The following is a 23,243-nucleotide window of genomic DNA, read 5'->3' as shown; positions in this document are numbered from 1 at the left end:
ATCGAGCTCGTCGTCCGGCTCACGCACGGCCAACGCACACCCATTACACGCATCCCAACTGGCAAACCGTCGCTACCGTTTCGCAGCGGCCCGCGGTCCTACGAGAAGGACCGGAAGACACCGTCCGGATCGGTGAGCGCCGCCTCGGCGAAGTCCTCGAAGTCCATGTTGGCGATCGACAGGTTCGCGTGCACGGTGTGGACGCCTGCCGGAACGGTCCGAAACTCCCGAGGTGGCGGGTCGCCGATCAGCTCCTGGTCGTGCACCGGGTCGAGATCCGCGTCCTCGTCATGCACGGCGAGGGCCAACAGCCCCCGCTGCGCGCACTGCATCGTGACGCTGTCCGCGAGGAACACCACACTCAGGTCCTCGTCGGCCCGTACCGCGGCGACGACGTCGCTGGGTGTCGCACCGGCCCAGGCGGGATCGTCGACGAGGTGGACGTCGGCCTCGTACTCGCCCTCGTCTCCCCACGGTTGAGCCAGATCCGCCACCACTGCCTGCCACGCGGCCTCGTCGCCGAATGCGGTCCGGATGATCAGCGCAGCGAATTCGTCTCGCCCGGTGATCTTGCGCAGTACGGTCATGTGTCACTCCCGTGGTGCATGGTGAGAGCCGACTCTCTCACGGACCACTGACACGGCCCGGCATACATGAAGCACCTGCACCTGTACGTGAAGGACCGCTGGTTCGGCAATGTCGTGCTCGCTGTCGTGAGTCTCGTGCTGCTGCTCGAGGGTGCCCTGGAACTCGGCATGCTGTCCGCCGGAAGAGCCGGCACTGAGGCGGTGGCGGCGGCGAAGGGCGGCCGCACTCCTGTCGCCTACTTCGGGATCGCCCCGGAATGGGTGTGCGCCCATCCCATCGGCAATGCTGCGGGGATACCCGTCGAGGGTGGCGAGTTCGTTCCCTGGCGCCCCTACCTCAAGGTGGGCGATGCGGGCGGGACCGTCGTCCTGTGGGACGCGGGTGGGCGGCAGGTGCTGAAGTTGGCCAAGGACAAGCTGCGCATCGTCCGGGACGACAGACGCCCGGCCTCGTGCGGATAGAGCATCAGGGCTCGGACTTCGGTCGCGTAGTGCACGAAGTGCGTCCAACCGGAATGGCCGGCCGTCAGGTGAGGGGGTCTGCGGTGCCGGATCCCTTCGAGGGTGCACCGGTTGGTCCGACGCAGCCTGTGATCTGCAACGCTCCCGGAGCCTATACCATGTAATTGGCCAGTGCTGCAAGCTCTCTTTTCTCGGTGTGGCTGGTTATGATCGGCACCCCTACGTCCCCGAAGCCGGACCGGCCGTTCCCCCAGCCCCCTCCCCAGGGCTGTGCCCGGCCCGGTTACGGGCCCTTCGCTCACTTCCCCGCTCCCGAGGATTGATGTCTCCCATAGAACCCGAAGGGTCACCAGGCCGGTCGACGGTTCGTCGGCGCCGTACCCTGCGTCTGCGTACGCTGCTCATCTGGCTGGCGGTGGTTCCCACCGTGGCGATGGGTGCCCAAACCCTCGTTGCCGCAGACGGGTTGCGGGACCATGCGCAGCACCTGCGCGCCGACGTGGTGGCCGGTGAGCGGATCGGCGTACCCCTGTACGAGCTCATGGTCGAGATGCAGGCCGAGCGGACGATGACTGCCGCGCTGTGGGCGGGCTCCTCCGTGCCCGAGGAGGACCTGCGGAAGCGGCGTGCCACCACGGACCGGGCCGCCGCCGAGTTCCGCCGGTCGTCGTCCACCGGTGGGACGCGATCCGAGGAGGCGGACCGTCGCCTCCAGGAGGTGCGGGAAGGCCTCGACGACCTGGATGCCTACCGCGAACGCGCGGACGCCCGCAGCGGCAGCGCCGACAGTACGATCGCCTACTACACCGGCGTCATCAGCCAGATGGTCCGCTTCTACCAGGACGAGTTCAGCCACACGGAGGACGGCGGGCTCACTCAGGAAGGCCGCGTGGTCGTCGCCATGTTCTCGGCCTCCGAGATGATGGCGCAGCAGGACACGATCCTCGCGCAGGCCGGGCCGTCCAGGGAGCTGACCACCTCCAGGTTCGCCGACATCGTCAACGCCATCGGCGCCCACAGGTACCTGTACGACATGTGGATCGTGCCGTACCTGCCTGCGGAGGACAACGAGCTCTACGCGCAGATGGCCCACTCGGACGCGTGGCAGACCAAGACCCGCATCGAGGACGAGGTCGTGTCCGAGCACACGGACACCCGATTCGGCGTGAAGCTGCCGAGGGACGTCAGCGGCTGGCCGGCCGCGCGCGCGAAGTGGGCGCCGCAGTCGGACACGCTGAACGCCAACCGGGCGCGGGGGCTGCTCGCGCAGGCCGACGCCAAGGCGTCGGAGCTCGAGGCGGAGGTCGCCTGGCTGATCACGGCGAGCGGCGGCGCGCTGCTGCTTGTCGGAGCCGTCGTCGTGTTCATCACACGCTCGGTGCTGCGCCGCCTGCACCGTCTGCACGAACGCACGGTGACCATTGCCGAGCACACGCTGCCGGACGTCGTCGACCGCCTGCAGCGGGGGCAGTTCGTCGCAGCCGACACGCTGCCCACGGTCCACGGAGACCGGGACGAAGTCGGACGTATCAGCGACGCGTTCGCCCGGGTCGTCGCCGTGTCCGTCGACGGGCACAGGACCCTCGCGGACGAGCGACACGGCTTCGGCATGTTCGCCGCGGGCATCGCCTCACGCACCGGAAACCTGGTCAGCCGCCAGTTGAGCCTCACCGAGGACCTCCAGGACACCTTCGGCCACGACGAAGCGCTCCTCGCCCAGTTGATGCGATCCGACCAGTTGACGGTGGGCATGCGGCGGCAGATCGAGAACCTGCTCATCCTGGCGGGCGGCGAGATCCCCGACCCGCACACCGAGCCCATGCGCGTCGCCGACCTGCTGCGCGAGGCCGCCGCGGAGGTCGAGGACTTCCGTCGGATCGAGCGGCAGGCCCTGGACGAGATCAGCGTGGAACCGCGTGTGATCAGCCAGATCAGCCACCTCCTGGCGGAGCTGCTCGACAACGCCACCCGATTCTCCCCGCCGAAGTCGAAGGTCGTCATCCGGGCTGACCTGGTGGCCGACGGTCTGTCGGTCGAGATCGAGGACCGCGGTCCGCGAGTGACCCCCGCGAGCTACGACGAGATGAACAGGCGGCTCCACTCGGCCCCGCCGTACGCCGTCCTGGCGGAGAACGCACACCGGCTGGGTCTCTTCGTCGTCGGCCACCTCGCCGAGCAACTCCAGGCCACGGTCACGCTGCGCAGGTCGGTGTACGGCGGGACGTCGGCCATTGTGATCATTCCCAAGGAGCTCCTCGTGCCGACCGAGCGGGAACAGCCGAGCAAGTCGGTGCGGCCCGTTCCCTCTCAGCCCCTTCCCGCCGAGCGTGTGCCCGCCGAGCCCGTCCCCGTGCCGCGCCGCTTCGATGAACGCAAGCCCGAGCTGGTTCTGCATTCGGGGTCCGGTCTGCCGAGCCGTCGGAGGCTTGAGCGGTCGCAGGAGAGCACGCTCCCGGTGCGGCCCGTGGCGTCGGACGGCGACTCGCGGCCCTCCCTGCCCGAGCGTGTCCCGCAGACCCATATCGCCGAGCAACTGCGCGAGCCACGCGCACCGGAACCTGTGGTCGGTCAGAACACGGCGACACCTGAAGAGGTGGCCGACGCATGGGCGGACTACGAACACGGAACCCAGACAGTGGAACAAGAGCTCCGACAGGATCGGCCATGACGACGACATCGAACGACATGATCTACAGCATCCTGGACAACAATCTGAGCAGGATCGCCGGTGTCCAGGGAGCCGTGCTCCTGTCCAATGACGGGATCAAGCTCAGCGCGTACCTGCTGGACCGGCCACAGGCGGAGCGCATAGCCGCGGCGTCTTCCGGAATCGCGGCCACGATGAAGGCGATATCCAGGGAGATCGACGGTGGCCGGGTGATCCGCCAGCTGGTCGAGATGGACGACAGGTATCTCTGCATCGTCGGGTGCGGGGAGGGCAGCACGCTCATCGTCGTTACCTCCCGCAAGGCACGGCTCGGGGAGTTGGGCGGCGAGGCGGTGCGGACCGCGCAGGCGCTCGGCGAGTGGCTGGGCACACCTGAGCGCAGCCAGGCGTCCACGTCGTAATGCCGGACGATCCACAGCACGGAGGCCGCCGCCGGACGCGGCTGTACGCACTGACCGATGGCCGTACAGCCGCTCCGCACACCGTCCTGACCATGGACACCACGATCACGGCGGCGGTCGCCGCGGACGCCCACGGTGGCCTGCCCACGGAGTGGCAGGCCATCCTCTCCATGTGCCCGGCGCCGGACGGGCGGGCGGTCGCCGAGATCGCGGCCCGGATGCACATACGACTCACTCCGATGACGGTCCTGCTCGGCGAACTCGTGGACCGCGGGCTGATCCACCACCGGCCGCCGCTGGCGGAGGCCGAGACCACCAATGTCCACCTGCTCATGAGAATCAGGGACAGCCTTGCCCGGATATGAATCCCCTGCCCAGGAAGCGGCCCCCGTGAAGGTCCTGATCGCCGGGGGGTTCGGCGTCGGCAAGACGACGCTGGTCGAGACGGTGTCCGAGATCGAGCCGCTGCGTACGGAGGAGCGGCTGACGGCCGCGGGTGTCGGCGTGGACGACCTCGACGGCATCGAGTCCAAGACGGTGACCACCGTCGCGATGGACTTCGGCCGTATCACCCTCACCGACGCCGGCGTCGTCCTCTATCTGTTCGGTACGCCGGGCCAGGAGCGCTTCTGGTTCATGTGGGACGACCTGCTGAACGGGGCTCTCGGAGCGATCGTGCTGGTCGACACCCGGCGCCTGGACCGCAGCTTCCCGGCAGTCGACTTCTTCGAGAACCGCGGGCTTCCGTTCGTGGTCGGCGCGAACTGCTTCAACGGCGAGCAGCTGTACACGCCGGAGGAGATCGGGGCGGCGCTGCATCTGCGTGACCCGAACACGCCCATCCTCCTGCTCGACGCCCGCTCCCGTCAGGACGCCCTAGGCGCCCTGCTCTCGCTCCTCGACACGCTCATCGCCAACGCGAAGACCTCCGCGTCCGTCTGAAGGAGGAAGCCGCCGCGACATCGGCGTGGACGCGTCCGCGTGGACGCGTCAGCGCTGGCACGGGCCGGGCCGGCGTGTCGCCGGCCCGGCCCGGTGGGGCAGTGGGCGCCGGCGGGGCGTGACCGCCCTCGCCGCCACCGCCGCCCTGTTCCTCGCCCTCGGCGGCGCCTGTGCCGGCGCCGAACCACCGACGGGCAGCGCACCGTCGCCGAATCCACCGACGGGCAGCGCACCGTCGCCGAATCCACCGACGGGCAGTGCACCGTCGCCGAATCCACCGACGGGCGGCCCGCCGTCGACGATCCCTCCGGCAATGTGCCGATGGCCATCGCACGTGACCGTCACGGTGTGGTGGTCAAGCGCGTCGCGCTGCCGGTCGGCAACCGGTAACGTGCCGAGGAATACGTCGAGTTGTTCCAGCGGCCCATCACCTCCCGCACCAAGGCCGGGGGGCTTCCACGCAGTTGTCGGCGGTGGCCGTCCCCAGTCCCGGGCCGGGTGCCCTACCGGCCGCGGGTGCGGTCGAGGATCAGGTCGCCGGCGCGGGCGAGAACCTCGGCCCGGGTGCGGCCGTCATGGTCGGCGGCGAGCGAGTGGTGTCCGATCGCCACGCAGAAGGCGATCAGGCTGCGGGCCTCGACCTCGTCGGGGTCGGAGCAGAAGGTGCCGATCATCTCGCGCAACAGGGCCATACGCCGGTTGTCCACCCGTCGCAGGCGCTCGGCGACCGCCTCGTCACGCCGCGCCCAGTCACGGACCGCGAGGTCGATGGGGAGCAGCCGGTCGTCGGAGAAGGTGAGCATGCCCGCACGCTGGGCCTTGGTCTTCGGGTCGCCGCCCTCGCGCTCGACCCGGTCGATCACCTCGTCGGTGCTCTCCCGCTCCCAGGTGTCCAGCATCGCCTCCAGCAGCGCTTCGCGGTCGCGGAAGTACCCGTAGAACCCGCCCTTGGTGACGCCGAGCCGCTTCGCCAGCGCCTCGACCCTGACGGCGTCCGGACCACTGTCGGCCAGCGCCCGCAGACCTTCCTCCACCCACCTGCCGGGCGGTGTGCGAGCAGCGCCCATGATGTGTTCCACCTCACCCGTCCACCGGATATACGCAACCGCATATTCGATCTAGCCTCGTTCTATACGTAAGCGTATAACGGGGCGCGGCGGCGACGTCCCGAGGCCGGAAAGGCGGCGGTGGCCATGAAACTTCCCAGCACCTCCCATACCGATCAGCCGTGGCGGCTCCACGAGTTCGCCCGCGACTTCGAGATCGAGGACGTGTGGTCCTTCCGCACCCCCGGCGCCGGGCCGGACGACTTCCCCGTGATGCTCGCCGCGATGCGGGCGGGCGGCGGATTCGCCAAGCAGACCCCTCCGGTCCGGTTCCTGTTCGCGGTGCGCTGGAAGCTCGGTGCCCTGCTCGGATGGGACAGACGCAAGGCGGGCCTTGGGTCGCGGGTCCAACCGCTGCGCGACCGGCTGCCGCGCGATTTCCGCGAAACCGTGGACGGCTCCGACTCCGGCGGCACCCCGTTCACCCCCGTGTACGAGCTCGGCAACGAGTCCGTCCGCGAACTGGCGAACAAGACCGTCCACACCCTCATGCACCTGGGGTGGGTGCCGGCCGGTGACGGCGACCACGAACTGCGGATGGCGGTCATGGTCAAGCCCAACGGCCGGTTCGGGCGGCTGTACATGGCCTTCATCGCGCCATTCCGCTACCTGATCGTCTACCCGGCACTGACCCGCCAGTGGGAGCGCGCCTGGCGGGACCGCGCACTTCTGCTCCCCGAGGGCGCCAGCCCTCAACCGTGATCGCTGCCGGCACCGACAGGGGCTGACTGGGCAACGGTTTGATCTTCGGTCTCTTATACGGGACAAGGTTTGGCATTACTGCATACGTAACGAATATCCCAAGTCGCGGAGCGAGGCAGACAGATGGTCAGGACCGTGGTTCCCACAACGTTGGCGAGCGTCCTAGCGGCCATCGGCTGCCTCCACGTCGTCTGGATATTCACCCCCTGGCCCCTGCAGGACGCGGAGACGCTCGCCAGGACCCTGGTCGGCGAGGACAGCGGCCAGATGCCGCCTGATGTGCCCACCGCGCTGGTGGGCGCGGCGCTCATCGGCGGTGCCGTGCTCACTCTCATGGTCAGCGAGCACATTCCCGGTATCGGCCCAGAGCGGTTGCGCCGCCTCGGCATCCACGTCCTGGCCGGCGTCATGTTCCTGCGCGGCCTGGGCGGTTACTTCATGAACTCGGACGCCACCAGCGAGTTCCAGACGTGGAACTCCGCCCTGTACTCGCCGCTGTGCATCGGGCTCGGCCTCCTCGCCGTGACCGTCGGGCTGGCCGCGCCCCGGCGCGCTCGCGAGCTGTCGCCTGTCACGGAATGAGGCCTGGCCCCACGCCCCTTGACCCCACCGCACACGGACGAGGTCGGCGCTCGGGCAGGACTCGTGCAGGTGATACTGAGTACGGGTACTCATGCCGGCCGCGCGGTGTCTGACGCACGATGCTGCGCATGACACAGCGGCGCAACCGCCTCGGACCGCACCGGAAGATCCTCGTTGCGTCCTCTGCGGTATTGGTGGTGGCCGTGGCGGTGGGGTTGGCCCAGTGGGCCGAGCGGCTTTGGGAGGGCGATCCGTATCCCGTCGAGGATCCCTCTGCCACAGCCCTGCGACTGGACGGTCACACCCAGTCCCTCTACGACGCGCTTGGTCTGCCGGATGCCGAACTGGACCCCGACTGGCCCGGAGGCGGTCAGGAGGCCAGCTCCAGCTGCAACTACCGAGGTCTGAAGCATTTCTCCAAGCAGTTGAACGACACCCCGCCGAGCATGCCCGGTGTGGTCAAGGTGAGCAGCGAGTGGGCGCTGAAGGGTGTCTCTTGGGGTCAGGCACAGACGGCGCTGCGACGGGCACGGGAGCAACTGACGGAGCACGGCTGGAAAGTCACCACATACGAGAGCGTCAATCACGCGATCCAACTGCGTACGCAGCCCCCTGGCACTGACGACACGGTCTGGGTCGAGGCGTACCCCCGTGACCGTCTCGGCGTCGTCGCGTACTCCGAGTGCGCCCGCTACCCGTCGGGCACACCCATGAACGGGTGGAACGAGCCGGAACTCCCTGCCCAGGGGGCACCGACCCAGCTGCGTGGATGACAACGGGGTCAGTGCGGGTGGAGGTCTGGGCCGCGCTGTGGTCAGGCCCTCTACTGGCGACTGGTGCGAAGCGCACAGTGACTGGACGCCTACCGACCCGAGGTCGCCTGGCACTCCTCGCACCGACGTACCGCCTGCCTCGCGGTGTTCCCCTCCGTGGCGGTCGCCGGGCAACCGCTGCTCAACCGGTTCCAGAGCCCGGGCGGCGGTTCGGGGATCCAGCCCCAGCGCGGGGCCGTCACCAACTCCTCGGTCAGGTGGGTACAGGCACCGGGCAGGTGCGCGTACCGCGTCGGTGAGACCAGGATCGTGTTCGCGGGGAAGCGCCGCCACTCCCGCCTCGAACGGTTCGTGAGGCGCGCCTTCGGCGCGGACCCGTCAGGCGGGCACGCACAGCCCAGCCCGATGACAAAGCCGCGGCGCTCGCAGCGCTCTTCCTTCACAGCCGCCCAGCCCCACCCTCATGCCGTACCGGTGTCCACCCGATAGACGATCTTCCCATCGAACTCCGCAAACCCCAGCGACTTGTAGAACGTCCGCGTGCTCGGGTTGTCGCGGGACGCGGTCGTCAACGAGGACGCGGTCATCTCCCTGTACGGGGCCGTGGCCCGCAAGCCGCAGGACGGGAGCACGGGCCCCACGGGGGCGGTCCCGGCCGCCCCGCCGCCTACCCCGAGCGCCACCCCAAATCCCGCTTATGGTGCGCCCCCGCCTATGATGCGCTGGTGTTCGATTCCCGGCACATCAAGACCTTCCACGAAGTCGTCAGGACCGGCTCCTATTCGGCCGCCGCCCGTGTCCTCGGCTACACCCAGCCCGCCGTCACCCAGCAGATGAAGGCCCTCGAACGGGACGTCGGCTCCGCCCTGTTCGTACGCGTCGGGCGCCGCATGCGGCTCACCGAGGCGGGAGAGGCGCTGTCACGGCACGCGCGAAGCATCCTGGACTCCATGGCGGCCGCGCAGGAGCAGATGAACGCCCTGACCCGGCTGCGTTCCGGCCGGGTCCGCCTGTGCGCATTCCCCAGCGCCAACTCCACCCTTGTGCCCGAGACGCTCGCCCGGCTGACCGCCTCCCACCCCGGTATCCGGGTCGACCTGCTGGAGAACGAGCCGCCCGAGTCGCTGCACCGCCTGGCGCGCGGTGAATGCGACATCTCCCTCGCCTTCAGCTATCCCGGGCTGCGCGAGCAGGTGCCCGGCGAGCTGGTCGAGATGCCGCTCCTGGAGGACCGGTTGACCGTCCTGCTGCCACGGCCCCACCCCCTCGCGCGGCGACGCATGGTGCGACTGGCCGATCTGGCCGGCGAGCGCTGGATCGCCGGCTGCCCGCGCTGTCGTGCCAACCTGCTCCACGAGTGCGCCGAAGCCGGCTTCGTACCCGACATCGCCTTCATGACCGACGACAACCTCGCCGTGCAGAGCCTGGTCGCCGAGGGTCTCGGGGTGGCGATGACCCCCGCGCTCGTCCTGAACTTCATGCGCCACGAGAAGGTCGCCGGCCGTCCTCTCCAGCCCTTCTCGCACCGCAAGATCTTCGCCTATGTGCTGCGGGAGCACCTGCGCATTCCGGCCACCGCGCGCGTGCTGGAGGAACTGCGGACGGTGGCCGCGAACAAGGTCGGCTGCTGACCGCAGCACGGACGAAGGAGCCGTCTCCACCACCTTGTCCATAAGCGCTGCTTGGGAGAACCCAGGACATCGTTGTTGGACGTGACATTGGGTGCGCCCGGACGCTGCCCGTATGACGACACCACCTCCCACCGCGTTCACCGCCGCCCGCACCACCGCCCGCCTCGACTCGCTGATCGACGGCGTTCGCGAGGCGGTCGGGCGCGGCCTGCCGCCCGACCCGACGGCCCAACTCGTCGGCGAGCGCCTCGCACCGCACCTCGGCGCGGACGACCTGCTCACGCCGGAGCAGTGCGCAAGCGATCCGGAGCGCTACCGCCAGCACCTTCTGCACGCCGAACACGACGGCAGCTTCTCGCTCGTCGCCCTCGTCTGGCTCCCGGGACAGGGCACCCCGGTGCACGACCACGTGTCCTGGTGCACCACGGGAGTGCACCAGGGGGAGGAGTACGAACGGCGCTACCGGCTCGTCCCCGCCGACGGCCCGCATACGGCGGCGCGGCTCGTCGCCACCGCCGATGTGGTCTCCCGGCAGGGCGAGTTCTGCGGTTTCGCGCCACCCGGGGACATCCACCGTGTGCGGAACGCGGGGCCGGGGACCGCGATATCGCTGCATGCCTACGGCGCCGACATCTTCCGTCTCGGCACCAGCGTCCGCCGCGTCTACGACCTGCCGGCCGATCGGTGAACGCTCGGCCGAGGGGCCACCCCCGCACGGTCCGCACCGCCCCGAGGGCCCGTCTCACCGCGAAGGCCCGCCGCACCGCCCCGACGCCCGTCTCACCGCGAAGGCCCGCCGCACCGCCCCGACGCCCGCCTCACCGCGAAGGCCCGCCGCACCGCCCCGACGCCCGCCTCACCGCGAAGGCCCGCCGCACCGCCCCTCGGCCCGTCGTGACCGAGTGCGAGCAGCGGCGGCGCGGCGGCCGTCGTGCCCGGGGGCCGGGCTCCCATGGCCGTACGTCCGCGCCGCCGTCGGTGTGGGGGGTCGGCACGGCCGTTCGACACCCGGTGGCCCCGGGCACCGGCAGGACGCTACGGCCACTGATTCCGGCCCGCCATCCGTACCGCCGATCTACGGATACGCAAAGAAACCACGCCACGCCCCGGCCGTCCTTACTCGGCACGTTGTGAACGCGCCCGGGACAGCGTCTGCCGTGACTGTGACTCCAACTTGCGGCGGGCCCGGGCCACATGCTGTTCCACCGTGCGCGGCGACAGGTGCAGCGTCGCCGCGATCTCCCGGTTCGTCAGCCCGGTCGCCGCCAGATCGGCGACCTCCTGCTCGCGCGGTGACAGCTGGTCCCCGTAAGCGGGGCGGCCGCGGGGACGCTGCCCGTCCGCGGGCTGGTGCGCGCGCAGCATCGCCCGGATGCGGGCGGCGTCCCACACCGCCCCCAGCTCCGTCAACTGCTGGACACATGTGGTGAGTTCGGTGACCGCAGTCTCCGTGGCCCTGCCCCCGTCCAGCAGACAGCGGGCGGCGCCCTCGGTGGCCAGGACCGCCGAGTACGGCCGCGGCAGTCCCGCGTACACGAGCGCCGCCTGCCGGAACAGCTCCGCCGCCCCGCCCGGGTCGCCGTCGGCCTCGGCGAGCAGCGCACGGCACCACTGCGATGCCGCGTCCGAGGCGGGCGCCTGGCGGCCCTGGAGACCCGCGGCGTACTCGGCGACCATGCTCTGCGCCGTGGCCCGCCGGCCCGCGCGCAGTGTCGCCTCCACGGCCCACGGCGCCAGTTCCGCGCCCCACACCCACACTCCCTTGTCCCGCAGCCGGTCCCACGCCATCGACGCCTCCTCCACGGCGGTGTCGACGTCGTCGCGCACCAGCGCCATACGGATCAGGGCACCGGAGGCGGTCGCCATGTGCGGCACGGACGTCCCGTCCGGTGCGCGCGGGCCCTCGCCGGCCAGCCACGCCGTCGCCTGCTGCCACTCGCCCTTCGACAGCGCGAGCAGCCCCAGCACGATGCGGCCGTCGAGGGCCATGCCCGGCATCGTGTCCGACTCGGCCACGAACGCCCGGGCGCGGGCGGTGAGATCCCCCCAGGCGCCCGCGGCCCAGTCGAGCAGCAGCGATGTGCCGCCCGCCCCCTGCTCCACATACGCCGCGCCGCTGCGGGCCGCCAGCTCCACGCCCTCCACGAGCAGTTCACGGGCGGGGGAGAGCTGGCCGAGCCACATCGCGCCGTCCGCCGCGTTGCACAGCCCCCGGGCCACATGCTGCTGGTACACCGCGTCGTCGGTGTCCCTCGGCAGCAGCTCCAGCGCCTGCCACGCGGACGGGTCGCCCACGTACATCAGCGTGCCGACGCGGTTGGCGGCCACCGCTGTGCGTGCCTCCTCATCACCGCTGTCCGCGCCCGCCTTCTCGGCCCGCTCCAGCCAGTACAGGTTCCGTTCCAGCGGGACCGTCGACAGCAGGGGCATCGCCAGCGCGGCCATCGCCCTGGCCGCCATCACCGGCCGCTCCTGCAACTCCTCCACCGCCTGCTGGAGCTCCAGCCAGCCCTGCATCCCGGCCACGGCCTGGTTGCACAGCAGCAGGCCCAGGTCCAGGCGGATCTGGCCACGGACCGCGGGCGGCAGCGTCTGATCGTCGACGATCTGCCGCAGCACGCTCACCGTCTGCTCGGAACGCAGTCCCAGCACCGCACTGTGCGCGAGCAGCGGCGCCAGACGGGCACGGGCCTGCGGCGGAACCGTGGGCAGCGACAGCGTCTCCTCCAGCAGGTCGATCGCCGCCTGGTGGTCGCCCGCCGCCGCCCGTTCCAGCGCGGCCCGCTCCACCGAGCGCAGCCAGCCGCCGATCTCGCCGCCGTGGCGCCGGTGCCGGGCGAGCGCGCCCCACGGCACCGGCTGCCTGCGGGCGAGCACGGCGGCCGCCCTGCGGTGCATCCGGCGGCGGACCGGGCCCGGGACCTCGTCGTACACCGCCGCTGCGGCCAGCGGTACGAAGAAGCCGTACCTGCCGAGTTCGTCCTCGGTCAGTACGGCTCCGCGCAGCGCGCCCACGAGAGCGCTGATGCCCTCCTCGCCCGCGAGCCCCGCCACCGCCGTGACCTCCTCGGCCTCGGCGGGGTCGCCGAGCACGGCCGCGGCCCAGGCGGCGCGGCGCATCCCCGTCTCCAGCGCCGTGGTACGGGCGAGGGCGAGGTCAGCCAGACGGGGCGGGACACCGGCGCTGTCCAGGTCCCTGAGCGAGTACCGCTCGCGCGGTACCCCGGTCTCGCGCAGCAGCCGCACCAGATCGGTGACGACCTGGGGGTTGCCGCCGGAACGCTGCCGTATCCGGGCGAACAGCTCCGAGGGACCGCAGTCCGCGCCGAGCCCCTCCTCCACGAGCTCGCGTACCTGCTCCACGTCGAGGGACGTGAGCCGTATCCGCTGCACGGTGAGCGCGGCGGGGTAGCAGGCGCCGCGCCCCAGGGCGAGTCCGGGGTCGCGCAGCTCCTCGGGACGGTAGGTCAGGGCCACGGCCAGTCCGGGGGGCGGCTGCGCGACGAGACGGCGCAGCAGGTCCAGCGAGGCGTCGTCGGCGAGATGGAGGTCCTCGGCGACGAGGAGGACTGGCCGGTCGCCGATGGCGCCGACGGCCCGCGCGGCCCCGGCTGTGTCCCGGCTGCCGGCCGCGAGGAGAGGAGCCAGGGCGGCCGACAGGTCGGCGCCGGGCTCCCGCGCCGGTGGACGGGCGGGCCGCGACGCCGCGGCAGGGGTGCGCGGTGTGGGCGGGGTGGGGCGGCCGTGCTGCTCGGTCGGGGGCACGCCGAAGGACTCGGTCACGGACACACCGAAGTCGGTCACGGACACACCGAAGGAGGAGAAGGTCACGGTGACGGTGTGCGGCCGGGCGGCCTCGGTGTCCGTGTGTGCCCGCGCGGCCTCGATGAGTCGCCGCGCCAGCCGCGACTTGCCTGTGCCGGCCGCGCCCTCGACCAGCAACAGAGCCGACTCGCGGGTGCGGCCGGCCTCCTCGCCGCCGTGGGTGAGCACACGGGTCAGCCAGAGGTCCGCCGCGAGGTCACTCAGAGTGTCCACCGAATCACTCTCCTAGGAGGTTTCGGGGCAATTCGATTCTTTACGTATACGGGTTTCAGTGTCCCTGATTGCTCCGTTCGTGCACGGCCACCAATGTTGAGCTGCCGCAGAAGATCTGCATGGCTGTCGACGGCCCGGAGAGGCGCGTACCGCCCTCCCGTGCCGCTGGACCTTGGTCAGGGCAACGCAGCCCGGCCGAACAGGAGCCCAAGTGATTGCCATAGAACGTGCACCGGACCCGGACCCGGATGGGGCCGGACCCACCTCTGCTCTGCGAAGCCTGGCCCACTGCGCGATGCCGGCCTCGCCGGAGGCCGCGCGCGCACTACGGCGCTTCGTCCGGGCGGTCGCACATCGGTGGCGGCTCGCCGAGCACTTGGACGAGGCGCTGTCCTTGATCGTCACCGAACTCGTCACGAATGTGGTGATGCACAGCGGCAGCCCATGGGTGTCCGCGGTGATCAGTGTCCGAGGCGAGGCGCTGACCGTCGAGGTCATGGACGCGGGCTGCTGGAAGTCGCGCCCCAATCCGCGGCAGGAGCCGCTGGACGCCGACGTGCCCTGCGGGCGCGGCCTGCGCCTCGTCGATGCGTACGCGGCCCGCACAGTCGCGCACCGCACGGAAACGGGCAGCGTGGTCCGCGCCGAGATCGCCCTGCGCGGCGATCCCCGCCCGAACGGCGACGCGCCCGCCCTGGACCTCGATCCGTTCGACGAACTGGACCTGGACGAGGGCCTGGGCCTGGACGAGGATCTCGGCCTCGGGGACGAGGACCTCGACCTGGACGTGGACGCGGAACTGGAGCTCGAGGACCTCGATCTGGACCTGGACCTCGACCTGCGGACGTGACGGTGAAGGGCGGGCCATCGCCCGTGGGTGCTGCCGGGTCAACGGGCACGTTGCCGTGGGCCGGCCACGGCCGGCGGGCTTTGCCAGGCCGGCGGGCACGGTGGCGGGCGGGCCGGTTCACGGCTCGTGGACGTCAAGCCCGCAGGGCGCGGCGCCGCAGCGGGCCACCCGTCCCGCGCGTGTCCCGTCAGCGGGCAGGGGCCGTCGCGGTCCGCCCGCCACGGGGCCATCAGGTCACCAGGGGTACGGTGCACTCCGGTCTTGCGCGTGTCATGTCAGCGGGCCCGGCGTCGTCCCGCCGCCCGCTTGGCGCGTATCCCGTCGGCGGATGCGCCGCCGCGCGGCCCCGCCGCGCGCGTCGCGTCACCATGACGCGGTGGCCGTCGGCGGTCGCACCGCTCATGGGCGCGGGTCAGCAGGGCGCCACGCCGCCGCGGGCCGCGCGCCACGGGGCGTCACCTCAGCGGGGCAGGAGCCCTTCGCGTGCCCCCGCCGCGCGTGTCCCGTCCGCGGCCCGCCGTCGTCGTGGGCGGCACACCTCGCGAGCCCCCGACCGCCACCTTCACATCACCTCAGCAGCGCAGGTGTCGCGCGGGTCAGCACCGAGGAGACCCGGTCCCAGGTCTCCATGTCCCGGTCCAGTGGCGGCAGTTCCCTGCCGTCGCCCGTTCCCCAGTCCGTCGCGACCGATACGGCGTCCTCGCCCGTCGCCGCCGACGCCGCCAGTGCCGCGGCCCCCAGTGCCACCAGTTCGGTGCTGTTCGGGATCAGCACGGGCCGGCCGGACAGGCGGCGCACCGTCTCGATCCAGTGGCGCCCCTTCGCGCCGCCGCCGACCAGGCGCAGCGGGCGCGCGGCCGCCGCCGGCGACGCGGGGTCCTCGCCGCAGGCGCGCACCACCTCGTCGAGGGCGCGGAGCACCGTGACCACCGCGCCCTCGTAGGCCGCGCCGAGGATCTGCTGACGGGTGGTGGTGTGCCGCAGGCCCGTGACCAGACCGGCGGCCGCGGGCAGATCGGGCGTGCGTTCGCCGTCGAGGTACGGCAGGACCACCAGCTCTCCGCCCGCCTCGGCCGCGTCGCGGTCCAGGCCGAGCAGCGCGGCGATCTTGTCCACGGCCAGTGTGCAGTTGAGGGTGCAGGCGAGCGGCAGGTAGGTGCCGTCCGCCGCCGCGAATCCGGCGAGCAGAGGCGACGCGGGCCGGGTGCGGGTCGCGGCGAAGACCGTGCCCGATGTGCCGAGGCTCAGCGCCGGATGGTCGAGCAGCCCCCGACCGCCGAGGCCGAGACCGACCGCGGCGGCCATGTTGTCGCCGGTGCCGGCGGCCACGGCGGTCCCGGCCGGCAGGCAGAGCTCGGCCGCGGCCGCGGCCGTGAGCGTGCCGACGCGGGTGCCGCCGGTCGCCGCCACGGGCGGCAGCAGGGCGGCGTCGAGGCCGACGAGGGCGAGCAGTTCGGGGTCGTACGCGCCCGTAGCGGTGGAGTACCAGCAGGTGCCCGACGCGTCGCCCGGGTCGGTGGCCGCGGTGCCCGCCAGGCGCTCGGTCAGGAAGTCGTGGGGGAGCCGTACGGCGGCCGCGGCCTTGGCGGAAGCGGGCTCGTTCTCCCGCAGCCACTGCCACTTCGCCGCCGTCATGGACGCGACCGGCACCGAGCCCGTGCGCGCCGTCCAGGCGTCCGGGCCGCCCAGTGCGTCGATCAGCGCCGCGGCATGGGGCGCCGAGCGGGTGTCGTTCCACAGCAGTGCGGGGCGCAGCGGTGTCCCGGCCCGGTCGAGGACGACGAGGCCGTGCTGCTGGCCGGCGACCGCGATGCCCTTGATCGCGGCCGCGTCGGCACCCGTGGCCCTCAGTTCCTTGAGGCCGCCCGCGACCGCCTCGCGCAGTGCCCGCCACCAGACCTCGGGATCGCTCTCGCGCGCGCCGCCCGCGCCGTCGACCCGGTGCGGGGCGCGGCCCACGGCGAGCAGCCGGCCCGTGGCGGCGTCGGTGAACGCCGCTTTCGTGGACTGGGTCGAGCTGTCCACCCCGATGACGACCGCGTCTGTCGGCATTGCCCCACCTCTCGTTCCGGCATGGCCCTTATTTGGCCGAACGGGGAACAAATTACGCCACGTCCGGTCGGGTGCACCAGAGGGCGCGGGGCTTCTGTGAGCGTGGCGGGAGCGTGCATCATTAGTGAGGTAAGAAAACAAACCAGCGCTCCAAAGGTGGACAGGGCCATGACGGAACACTTCGCACCCACCCCCGGTGACCGGTTCAGCTTCGGTCTGTGGACCGTCGGCTGGCAGGGCCGTGACCCCTTCGGCGACGCGACGCGGCCCCACCTGGATCCCGCCGAATCGGTCCGCAGGCTCGCCGGTCTCGGCGCGTACGGAGTGACCTTCCACGACGACGACCTCATCCCCTTCGGCGCGAGCGACAGTGAGCGCGCGTCACACATCAAGCGCTTCCGGCAGGCGCTGGACGAGACGGGTCTGGTCGTGCCGATGGCCACCACCAACCTGTTCACCCACCCGGTCTTCAAGGACGGCGGCTTCACGGCGAACGACCGCGACGTGCGCCGGTACGCGCTGCGCAAGACCATCCGCAACATCGACCTCGCGGCCGAGTTCGGCGCGCAGACGTATGTGGCGTGGGGCGGTCGCGAGGGCGCGGAGTCGGGGGCGGCCAAGGACGTACGTGTCGCCCTGGACCGTATGAAGGAGGCGTTCGACCTGCTCGGCGAGTACGTCACCGAGCAGGGCTACGACCTGCGCTTCGCGATCGAGCCCAAGCCCAACGAGCCCCGCGGCGACATCCTGCTGCCGACCGTCGGCCACGCGCTCGCGTTCATCGAACGCCTGGAGCGGCCCGAACTGTACGGCGTCAACCCGGAGGTCGGCCACGAACAGATGGCCGGGCTCAACTTCCCGCACTCGATCGCGCAGGCCCTGTGGGCGGGCAAGCTCTTCCACATCGACCTGAACGGCCAGAACGGCATCAAGTACGACCAGGACCTGCGCTTCGGCGCGGGCGACCTGCGGGCGGCGTTCTGGCTGGTCGACCTGCTGGAGACGGCCGGCTACGACGGCCCGCGCCACTTCGACTTCAAGCCGCCGAGGACCGAGGACTTCGACGGCGTGTGGGCGTCGGCGGCCGCCTGCATGCGCAACTACCTGATCCTCAAGGAGCGCGCGGCGGCCTTCCGTGCCGATCCGGAGGTGTGGCAGGCGCTGCGCGCCGCGCGACTGGACGAACTGGCCCGCCCGACGGCGGACGACGGCCTCGCGGGGCTGCTCGCGGACCGGGGCGCGTACGAGGAGTTCGACGTCGACGCGGCGGCCGAGCGGGGAATGGCGTTCGAGCGCCTGGACCAGCTGGCGATGGACCACCTCCTGGGGGTGGCCGGCTGAACCAGGGAGCGGCGTGCCGCCGGTGGCGGGCAGCCCCTACTCGTACGCGTACGCCTCCCTCGGCGAGGGGGCCGCGTATCTCGTCGCCCGGGGCCTGATCCTGGGCGGGTGGGGAACCGACCCCCCGCGTCAGCGACCCCGCCCCCCGTACCCCATCGGGTCCGCCAGCGCGTCCTGGACCGTCAGGGCCGCCGCGCCCCGTGCCGCGTCCGCCGCCGGGGACGAGGCGCGCAGGCGTGTGCTGCCCGGCGGCCAGAGGCCCGAGACCACCCGGGTCGACAGTTCCGCCCCCGTCGGCGGCGCGAGCCACGGCAGCAGCGGGCTGTAGATCCCGCCGAGGACCACCGCGTCCGGGTCGAAGAGATTCACCGCTCCCGACAGCACCCGGCCCAGCATCTCCCCCGCCTGCGTGAGCGCCGCCACCGCCCGGGGCTCTTCCGCGCGGGCGCGGCGCTCCAGGTCCACCACGCCCGCCGCGCCGGCTCCTTCGTCGATGCCCGCCGCCCGCAGCAGCGCGGACTGGCCCGCGTACTGTTCCAGGCAGCCGCGTGAACCGCAGCGGCACAAGGGGCCGTCGTCCGAGACGGACACATGCCCGATCTCACCCGCGAATCCGTGGGCGCCGCGCAGCAGTTCGCCGTTCAGGACCAGCGCGCCGCCCACGCCGATCTCGCCCGTCAGATAGAGGAAGCTGCGTACGTCGCCGAGACCGCCGAACCACAGCTCGGCGAGCGCCGCGAGGTTGGCCTCGTTCTCGGATCCCACCGGCAGGGCGGGCGCACCTGGCCGCAGCGCGGCGAGGGCCTCGGCGAACGGGGTTTCGGCCGCGACCGCTGTCCATCCCAGGTTCGGGGCGTGCCGGACGGATCCCTCCGCGACCAGGCCCGGCAGCGCCAGCGCCGCCCCCACCGGATGCAGCTCCTGCTCGGCGGCCGAGGCCAGCGCGCGCGCCGCGATGCCGGCCGCGCGGCCGAGGACGAGGCCGGGCGGTGCGCCCCGGTTGTCGAGGTGCTCCACGAGGCGCACGCGGTCGGTGCCCGCGAGGTCGACCACGCACACGGAGACGTAGTCGACGTTGATCTCGACGCCGCAGCCCGCGACGCCCGTGCGAGCGACCTTCAGCACCGTGCCGGGCCGTCCTGCCTGGCCGCTGAAGGTCTTGCCGGACTCCGACAGGAAGCCGCTCTCAAGAAGCTGTTCGACCAGTGACGACACGGCCGCACGGGTGAGCCCGACCCGTGCGGCGACACCGGCGCGGGTCGTCTCACCCTCGTCGCGGACGGCGCGCAGGACCAGGCTGAGGTTGTGCCGCCGGACCGTCTCCCGGTCGGCCTTCGGCCCCAGTGGAGTCGGCGCGTGACGCCCCGCCCGGCCACTCGCGCCGCTGCCCGGTCCCGCGCCTGTGTGATTGCCGTTCATATTGCGGCCGAGCCTAAGCGATGCCGCGCCGCCGCAATACGGCAACGGCCACCTCCGGATCAGCCCGAGGGGGGCCGCACGGACGGCCCGTGGCGAACCCGATGGACGGGCCTCCGAGGACCTACGGCGCATCGACGGACCCGATGCCGCTCGCCCTTGTCACCGGGTCCGTCGCGGCGTCGCACAAGCCTCCGGCCGGGGCGGTCAGCCGACAGGCACCTTGCACCGGGCACCGCGCCCCCGTCCCGTCGCATCAGGCCCCCGGCCGGACCGGACGCCGCTCGCCCTTGTCACCGGGTCCGTCGCGGCGTCGCACAAGCCTCCGGCCGGGGCGGCCAGCCGACAGGCTCCGGCATCACGACTCCGCGAGCCCGTCGTCCCGTCGCGCCAACGACCCGGCCGGGACTGCCCGTCGGTATCGCGGCCCGAACCAACCGGGCCCGACCCCTCACGCCTCCGACCCCTCCGCCTCCGACCCCTCACGCCTCCGCCGCGTCCGGCTCCCTCTCGCCCCGGCGCTCCTTCGCCAGCCGCCGTTCGTCTGTCGTCAGCGGCGGGCCCGGCAGCTGCGGCAGCTTCGGTCCGCGCAGCACCGCCAGCGCTATCTCCGGTCTGAGGAGTGAGGCGATGGGGGCGGACAGCGTCATCACGTCGAACAGCGCCTTGGTGACGAGGGGCCGCCCGGTCGCGGTCAGCATCAGGCGGTCGACGTACGTCCGCAGCACCCGCGCGCTCGCGCCCGGCTCCCTGCCGATCGCGCCCGGGTAGAGGATGTCCTGCCCGGTGGCCAGGTCCCACGCCGTCGAGACCGGGCCGGCGACGGCGCGCTGCACGGCGCGGGCGAGGCCCGGCGCACCGACGCCCCGGGACGCCAGGGCCTCGCGCAGCGCCAGCACGCCCTGGGCGGCCACCGACATCCCGTGCCCGTAGACCGGGTTGTACGTGGCGACCGCGTCGCCGATGGCGACGAAGCCCTCCGGCAGGTCGGCGGCCTTCTCGTAGTAGCGCCGCCGGTTGACCGTGCTGCGGTTGACCACGACGTCGGTGAGCGGCTCGGCGTGGGCGATCAGCTCGCCGACGATCGGGTGACGCACCGAGCGGGCGAAGTTCTCGAACTCGTCGGCGGCGCTGGTGGGCTGGCCCCCGCGGGTGCCGGACAGGGTCACCAGCCAGCGGCCGCCCTCGATGGGCACGATGGTCGCGGTCTGCCCCGGCCGCGGTTCCCGCGCGTCCGCCTGCACATTGACCACGGGGAACATTGCGGTCCCCGCGGGCGCCCGGAAGAGACGGCTGGCGTACGCGAGCCCGGAGTCGACCTTCTCCTCGCGGACCTCGCCGGCGCCGAGCGCCCTCAGCCAGTCGGGCGTCCGCGAGCCGCGGCCGCTCGCGTCCACGACCAGGTCGGCGGGGAGCACTCGTTCGTCCCCCTCCGCGCCGCGCACCCGTACGCCGGAGACCCGCGTCGTGTCGCCTTGGAGGCCCAGCAGTTCGGTGCGCTGCAGAACGGTGATCCCCGGCCGGGCGGTGACCTGTTCGCGGATCACCCAGTCGAGGAGGTCACGGCTGCACGCGATGAGGAACTGCATCTCCGGCCAGCGGCGGAACCAGCCCAGCGCCGACATGGACACCAGGCCGGTCGGCAGCGGGATGCGGCGGGCGCCCGCCGCGAGCCAGCGCTGCGTGGTGCCGGGCAGCAGCGCCTCGATTGCCCGCGCACCGCCCGACCACAGCAGGTGGGCATGGTGGGCCTGCGGCAGGCTCCTGCGCGCGTGCGGCCCGTCCGGCAGCGCGTCGCGGTCGACGACGGTGACCTCGTCGACGTACGGGCGCAGGACGCCGGCGGCCAGCATGCCGGCCAGACCGCCGCCGATCACGACCGCCGTACGGGGCGCGCCGAGGCCGGTTCTCACAGGATCGCTCATCGGGTGCCGCTCTCTGACCTGGCCGCGCGCACGCGCGCTGCAGCGACGACGGGGGAATGACGCAGTGCCAGGGACATCCGCACGAGATCGCGCGGTCCCTGTGCCGCCTCGGACGTGTAGGTCCGGGCCGAGCTTATGACTTCGCCCTCGGGGTCGGCGGCACGGGCCCGCAGCGCGGCGGCGACCATCGCGGCGTCCGCGACGGCTTGTGCCTCCCGCGGGTCGGCGCCGGCCGCGACCGCCTCCTCGTACGCGCTCGTCCGCAGCCCGCGGTCGAAGTACGGATCGAGCTGGAGCAGACCGTCGTGGATGTCGGACTCGCGGTGGGTGACGCGCAGTTCGACGGGGGCGAGGACGGAGATGCGTACCGTGGGTGTGCCGGCAGGGGCCGCGGAGCGCAGCTCCCGCCACAGGGGCCCGAGCTGCCGGTAGGCCGCCCAGGCGTACCAGTTGTCGGACAGGCGCTGGCCGACGAGCGGCAGGATGAACCCGATGGCGCTGAGCAGCGCGCCGATGGAGGCGAGGGGCGGCGCGGCCAGGGTGCTGAGCGCGTCCCAGTCGTGGCCGGCCCAGCGGGCGAAGACGGCGGAGAACTTGCTCACCCCGTACGCGAGGTTGAACAGCGAGCCGAAGACGATGACCACCAGTCCGCCGCGCAGCCAGCCGCACACCCGGAGGGACCAGCGCCAGCACAGCGCCGTCATGCCGACGGCCGCCACGCTGTGCCCGACCAGGTACAGCACGATCATCTCGCGGATGTACGGGGTCGTGGCGTAGTGCGTGTCGAGGTCGCGCAGCCGCTCCTCGGGGGCGTCGCCGAGGACGAAGAGGACGATCAGGAGCACGACCACGACGCCGTAGCAGACGACCCAGCGCAGGGAGACGCGCCGGGTCTCCTCCGGCGGGCCGCCGCGCCAGTTGACCAGCAGGACCAGGCAGGAGGCGCTGAACGCGGCCAGGATGCAGTAGACCAGGGGGGCCGAGACGTTGGGAATGCCGGTGATGCGGTTGACCGCGGCGATGGTGGGCGGCGCGGCGAAGAAGAAGGTGCAGGCCGCGAGCACGAGCAGGGCGCACACGGAACGGAGCAGCGGGTCACGCCAGTCGCGGAGCATCCCCGGCAGTTTGAACGCCAGTGCGGTGCCGAGGGCGGCGGCCGGTATGTAGTAGTCGGGTCCGTCCACGCATCAGCCCTGTGGCCCGCGGTATCCCAGGGATGCCTCGATGCGTCCGGCGAGACACTCCCGGCGCACCGGGCCGCGCCCGGTCGAACCGGCCAGCCAGGCACGGCACTTGCTGCCGAGCAGCAGCCCGAAGCTCTCCGCCTCGCGCTCCTCGGCCTGGTCGGAGCGGGACCGGGCGGCGACCTTGAGCACCGTGGCCTGCAGGTCGGCCTCGTCGGTGAGCAGGCGTGCCGCGACGGCGGCGCCCTCGATGTGGTGGCTGCAGTGCCCGGCCTTCATGTGCCACAGCTCATGACCGAGAATGACCAGCTGGTGGTCGGGGGCGGTGCGCTCCTCGATGACGATCAGATCCTGTTCCGCCATGTCCAGCCAGAGACCGCTGGCGGTGCCGGGCGGGAACGAGGCCATGCGGTAACGGACGGGCCTGCCACGGTGTCTGCTCATGCCCGCGCACAGCGCACCGTAGAGATCGGCGGGGGCGGCGGGGGCCGGCAGGTCGATCCCGGCGACCAGCTCGCCGCACAGTCGGCGCATGTCCTTGCCTATGCTCACCGCTCTCCTTTCCCCGCGCGCACGCGTCGGG

Annotated in this window: 22 protein-coding genes; 13 read left to right on the top strand and 9 right to left on the bottom strand. The window is 72.0% G+C overall.

From position 1 onward, the window contains the following. Positions 1-98: 98 nt before the first annotated feature. Complete coding sequence (locus ACH5AF_RS13605; RefSeq protein WP_398901781.1) at positions 99-587, bottom strand: DUF6924 domain-containing protein; 489 nt, start codon at positions 585-587, stop codon at positions 99-101. Between the two features lie 66 nt (positions 588-653). On the opposite strand from ACH5AF_RS13605, the gene ACH5AF_RS13600 reads away from it, so the two are divergent. From ACH5AF_RS13600 to ACH5AF_RS13575, 6 genes are all read left to right on the top strand, one after another. Next, positions 654-1,049, top strand: coding sequence for a hypothetical protein (locus ACH5AF_RS13600; protein ID WP_398901780.1), 396 nt, complete (start codon positions 654-656; stop codon positions 1,047-1,049). Between the two features lie 322 nt (positions 1,050-1,371). After that, the gene (locus ACH5AF_RS13595; RefSeq protein WP_398901779.1) at positions 1,372-3,717 is read left to right on the top strand and encodes a nitrate- and nitrite sensing domain-containing protein; all 2,346 of its coding nucleotides are present in this window, start codon (positions 1,372-1,374) and stop codon (positions 3,715-3,717) included. After that, positions 3,714-4,118, top strand: coding sequence for a roadblock/LC7 domain-containing protein (locus ACH5AF_RS13590; RefSeq protein WP_398901778.1), 405 nt, complete (start codon positions 3,714-3,716; stop codon positions 4,116-4,118). Before ACH5AF_RS13595 ends, ACH5AF_RS13590 begins: the two co-directional genes overlap by 4 nt. Then, a complete protein-coding gene (locus tag ACH5AF_RS13585) occupies positions 4,118-4,483 on the top strand; it encodes a DUF742 domain-containing protein (protein WP_398901777.1) in 366 nt (121 codons plus the stop codon). The genes ACH5AF_RS13590 and ACH5AF_RS13585 overlap by 1 nt, the downstream gene beginning before the upstream one ends. Before the next feature lie 25 nt (positions 4,484-4,508). Beyond that, positions 4,509-5,060: a GTP-binding protein gene (locus ACH5AF_RS13580; protein ID WP_398901776.1), complete on the top strand. Its 552-nt coding sequence runs from the start codon at positions 4,509-4,511 to the stop codon at positions 5,058-5,060. 39 nt (positions 5,061-5,099) lie between these two features. Continuing rightward, entirely contained in the window at positions 5,100-5,450 is a 351-nt protein-coding gene (locus ACH5AF_RS13575; protein WP_398901775.1) for a hypothetical protein, read from the top strand. A 113-nt stretch (positions 5,451-5,563) separates the two neighbouring features. On the opposite strand, the gene ACH5AF_RS13570 is transcribed toward ACH5AF_RS13575, so the two are convergent. After that, positions 5,564-6,127: a TetR/AcrR family transcriptional regulator gene (locus tag ACH5AF_RS13570; protein ID WP_398901774.1), complete on the bottom strand. Its 564-nt coding sequence runs from the start codon at positions 6,125-6,127 to the stop codon at positions 5,564-5,566. Positions 6,128-6,253: 126 nt separating this feature from the next. Between ACH5AF_RS13570 and ACH5AF_RS13565 the strand changes: the two genes are divergently transcribed. The 3 genes from ACH5AF_RS13565 (at position 6,254) to ACH5AF_RS13555 (ending at position 8,223) form a co-directional block, all read left to right on the top strand. Next, entirely contained in the window at positions 6,254-6,868 is a 615-nt protein-coding gene (locus ACH5AF_RS13565; protein WP_398901773.1) for a DUF2867 domain-containing protein, read from the top strand. Between the two features lie 135 nt (positions 6,869-7,003). Further along, positions 7,004-7,450 (top strand): DUF3995 domain-containing protein, encoded by a 447-nt coding sequence (locus tag ACH5AF_RS13560; RefSeq protein ID WP_398901772.1) that lies wholly within the window; start codon positions 7,004-7,006, stop codon positions 7,448-7,450. Positions 7,451-7,578: 128 nt separating this feature from the next. Beyond that, entirely contained in the window at positions 7,579-8,223 is a 645-nt protein-coding gene (locus ACH5AF_RS13555) for a hypothetical protein (RefSeq protein ID WP_398901771.1), read from the top strand. Positions 8,224-8,684: 461 nt separating this feature from the next. On the opposite strand, the gene ACH5AF_RS13550 is transcribed toward ACH5AF_RS13555, so the two are convergent. Further along, positions 8,685-8,810: a hypothetical protein gene (locus ACH5AF_RS13550; RefSeq protein WP_398901770.1), complete on the bottom strand. Its 126-nt coding sequence runs from the start codon at positions 8,808-8,810 to the stop codon at positions 8,685-8,687. 138 nt (positions 8,811-8,948) lie between these two features. Between ACH5AF_RS13550 and ACH5AF_RS13545 the strand changes: the two genes are divergently transcribed. Both ACH5AF_RS13545 and ACH5AF_RS13540 read left to right on the top strand, forming a co-directional pair. Further along, positions 8,949-9,854 (top strand): LysR family transcriptional regulator, encoded by a 906-nt coding sequence (locus tag ACH5AF_RS13545; protein ID WP_398901769.1) that lies wholly within the window; start codon positions 8,949-8,951, stop codon positions 9,852-9,854. Between the two features lie 112 nt (positions 9,855-9,966). Next, positions 9,967-10,542: a cysteine dioxygenase gene (locus ACH5AF_RS13540; RefSeq protein ID WP_398901768.1), complete on the top strand. Its 576-nt coding sequence runs from the start codon at positions 9,967-9,969 to the stop codon at positions 10,540-10,542. A gap of 428 nt (positions 10,543-10,970) precedes the next feature. On the opposite strand, the gene ACH5AF_RS13535 is transcribed toward ACH5AF_RS13540, so the two are convergent. Next, complete coding sequence (locus ACH5AF_RS13535) at positions 10,971-13,892, bottom strand: LuxR C-terminal-related transcriptional regulator (RefSeq protein WP_398901766.1); 2,922 nt, start codon at positions 13,890-13,892, stop codon at positions 10,971-10,973. A gap of 211 nt (positions 13,893-14,103) precedes the next feature. Between ACH5AF_RS13535 and ACH5AF_RS13530 the strand changes: the two genes are divergently transcribed. Further along, complete coding sequence (locus ACH5AF_RS13530) at positions 14,104-14,742, top strand: ATP-binding protein (RefSeq protein WP_398901765.1); 639 nt, start codon at positions 14,104-14,106, stop codon at positions 14,740-14,742. Positions 14,743-15,309: 567 nt separating this feature from the next. Here ACH5AF_RS13530 and xylB read toward each other — a convergent pair. Next, complete coding sequence (gene xylB, locus ACH5AF_RS13525; protein ID WP_398901764.1) at positions 15,310-16,794, bottom strand: xylulokinase; 1,485 nt, start codon at positions 16,792-16,794, stop codon at positions 15,310-15,312. A gap of 168 nt (positions 16,795-16,962) precedes the next feature. On the opposite strand from xylB, the gene xylA reads away from it, so the two are divergent. Continuing rightward, positions 16,963-18,135: a xylose isomerase gene (gene xylA, locus ACH5AF_RS13520; RefSeq protein ID WP_398901763.1), complete on the top strand. Its 1,173-nt coding sequence runs from the start codon at positions 16,963-16,965 to the stop codon at positions 18,133-18,135. Between the two features lie 129 nt (positions 18,136-18,264). On the opposite strand, the gene ACH5AF_RS13515 is transcribed toward xylA, so the two are convergent. The 4 genes from ACH5AF_RS13515 to ACH5AF_RS13500 form a co-directional block, all read right to left on the bottom strand. After that, complete coding sequence (locus ACH5AF_RS13515; RefSeq protein ID WP_398901762.1) at positions 18,265-19,554, bottom strand: ROK family protein; 1,290 nt, start codon at positions 19,552-19,554, stop codon at positions 18,265-18,267. A 479-nt stretch (positions 19,555-20,033) separates the two neighbouring features. Continuing rightward, complete coding sequence (locus ACH5AF_RS13510) at positions 20,034-21,476, bottom strand: FAD-dependent oxidoreductase (protein ID WP_398901761.1); 1,443 nt, start codon at positions 21,474-21,476, stop codon at positions 20,034-20,036. Beyond that, on the bottom strand, positions 21,473-22,660 hold the full coding sequence (locus tag ACH5AF_RS13505; protein ID WP_398901760.1) for an MAB_1171c family putative transporter: 1,188 nt from the start codon (positions 22,658-22,660) through the stop codon (positions 21,473-21,475). The genes ACH5AF_RS13510 and ACH5AF_RS13505 overlap by 4 nt, the downstream gene beginning before the upstream one ends. A 3-nt stretch (positions 22,661-22,663) precedes the next feature. After that, positions 22,664-23,194: a toxin-antitoxin system, toxin component gene (locus tag ACH5AF_RS13500; RefSeq protein ID WP_398901912.1), complete on the bottom strand. Its 531-nt coding sequence runs from the start codon at positions 23,192-23,194 to the stop codon at positions 22,664-22,666. Positions 23,195-23,243: the final 49 nt, after the last annotated feature.

This window comes from Streptomyces sp. NPDC018833 (assembly GCF_044390825.1).
In the GTDB taxonomy this organism is placed as follows: Bacteria; Actinomycetota; Actinomycetes; order Streptomycetales; family Streptomycetaceae; genus Streptomyces.
Note: the sequence above shows the minus strand (reverse complement) of the source record. Positions and strands in the feature narration are given on the sequence as shown.

Coding starts and splice junctions, on each gene's coding strand:
- ACH5AF_RS13595 (WP_398901779.1), top strand. CDS start 1,372: ATGTCTCCCATAGAACCCGAAGGGTCACCAGGCCGGTCGACGGTTCGT.
- ACH5AF_RS13510 (WP_398901761.1), bottom strand. CDS start 21,476: ATGAGCGATCCTGTGAGAACCGGCCTCGGCGCGCCCCGTACGGCGGTC.
- ACH5AF_RS13555 (WP_398901771.1), top strand. CDS start 7,579: ATGACACAGCGGCGCAACCGCCTCGGACCGCACCGGAAGATCCTCGTT.
- ACH5AF_RS13590 (WP_398901778.1), top strand. CDS start 3,714: ATGACGACGACATCGAACGACATGATCTACAGCATCCTGGACAACAAT.
- xylA (WP_398901763.1), top strand. CDS start 16,963: ATGACGGAACACTTCGCACCCACCCCCGGTGACCGGTTCAGCTTCGGT.
- ACH5AF_RS13585 (WP_398901777.1), top strand. CDS start 4,118: ATGCCGGACGATCCACAGCACGGAGGCCGCCGCCGGACGCGGCTGTAC.
- ACH5AF_RS13565 (WP_398901773.1), top strand. CDS start 6,254: ATGAAACTTCCCAGCACCTCCCATACCGATCAGCCGTGGCGGCTCCAC.
- ACH5AF_RS13515 (WP_398901762.1), bottom strand. CDS start 19,554: ATGAACGGCAATCACACAGGCGCGGGACCGGGCAGCGGCGCGAGTGGC.
- ACH5AF_RS13600 (WP_398901780.1), top strand. CDS start 654: ATGAAGCACCTGCACCTGTACGTGAAGGACCGCTGGTTCGGCAATGTC.
- ACH5AF_RS13540 (WP_398901768.1), top strand. CDS start 9,967: ATGACGACACCACCTCCCACCGCGTTCACCGCCGCCCGCACCACCGCC.
- ACH5AF_RS13570 (WP_398901774.1), bottom strand. CDS start 6,127: ATGGGCGCTGCTCGCACACCGCCCGGCAGGTGGGTGGAGGAAGGTCTG.
- ACH5AF_RS13605 (WP_398901781.1), bottom strand. CDS start 587: ATGACCGTACTGCGCAAGATCACCGGGCGAGACGAATTCGCTGCGCTG.
- ACH5AF_RS13550 (WP_398901770.1), bottom strand. CDS start 8,810: ATGACCGCGTCCTCGTTGACGACCGCGTCCCGCGACAACCCGAGCACG.
- xylB (WP_398901764.1), bottom strand. CDS start 16,794: ATGCCGACAGACGCGGTCGTCATCGGGGTGGACAGCTCGACCCAGTCC.
- ACH5AF_RS13500 (WP_398901912.1), bottom strand. CDS start 23,194: ATGCGCCGACTGTGCGGCGAGCTGGTCGCCGGGATCGACCTGCCGGCC.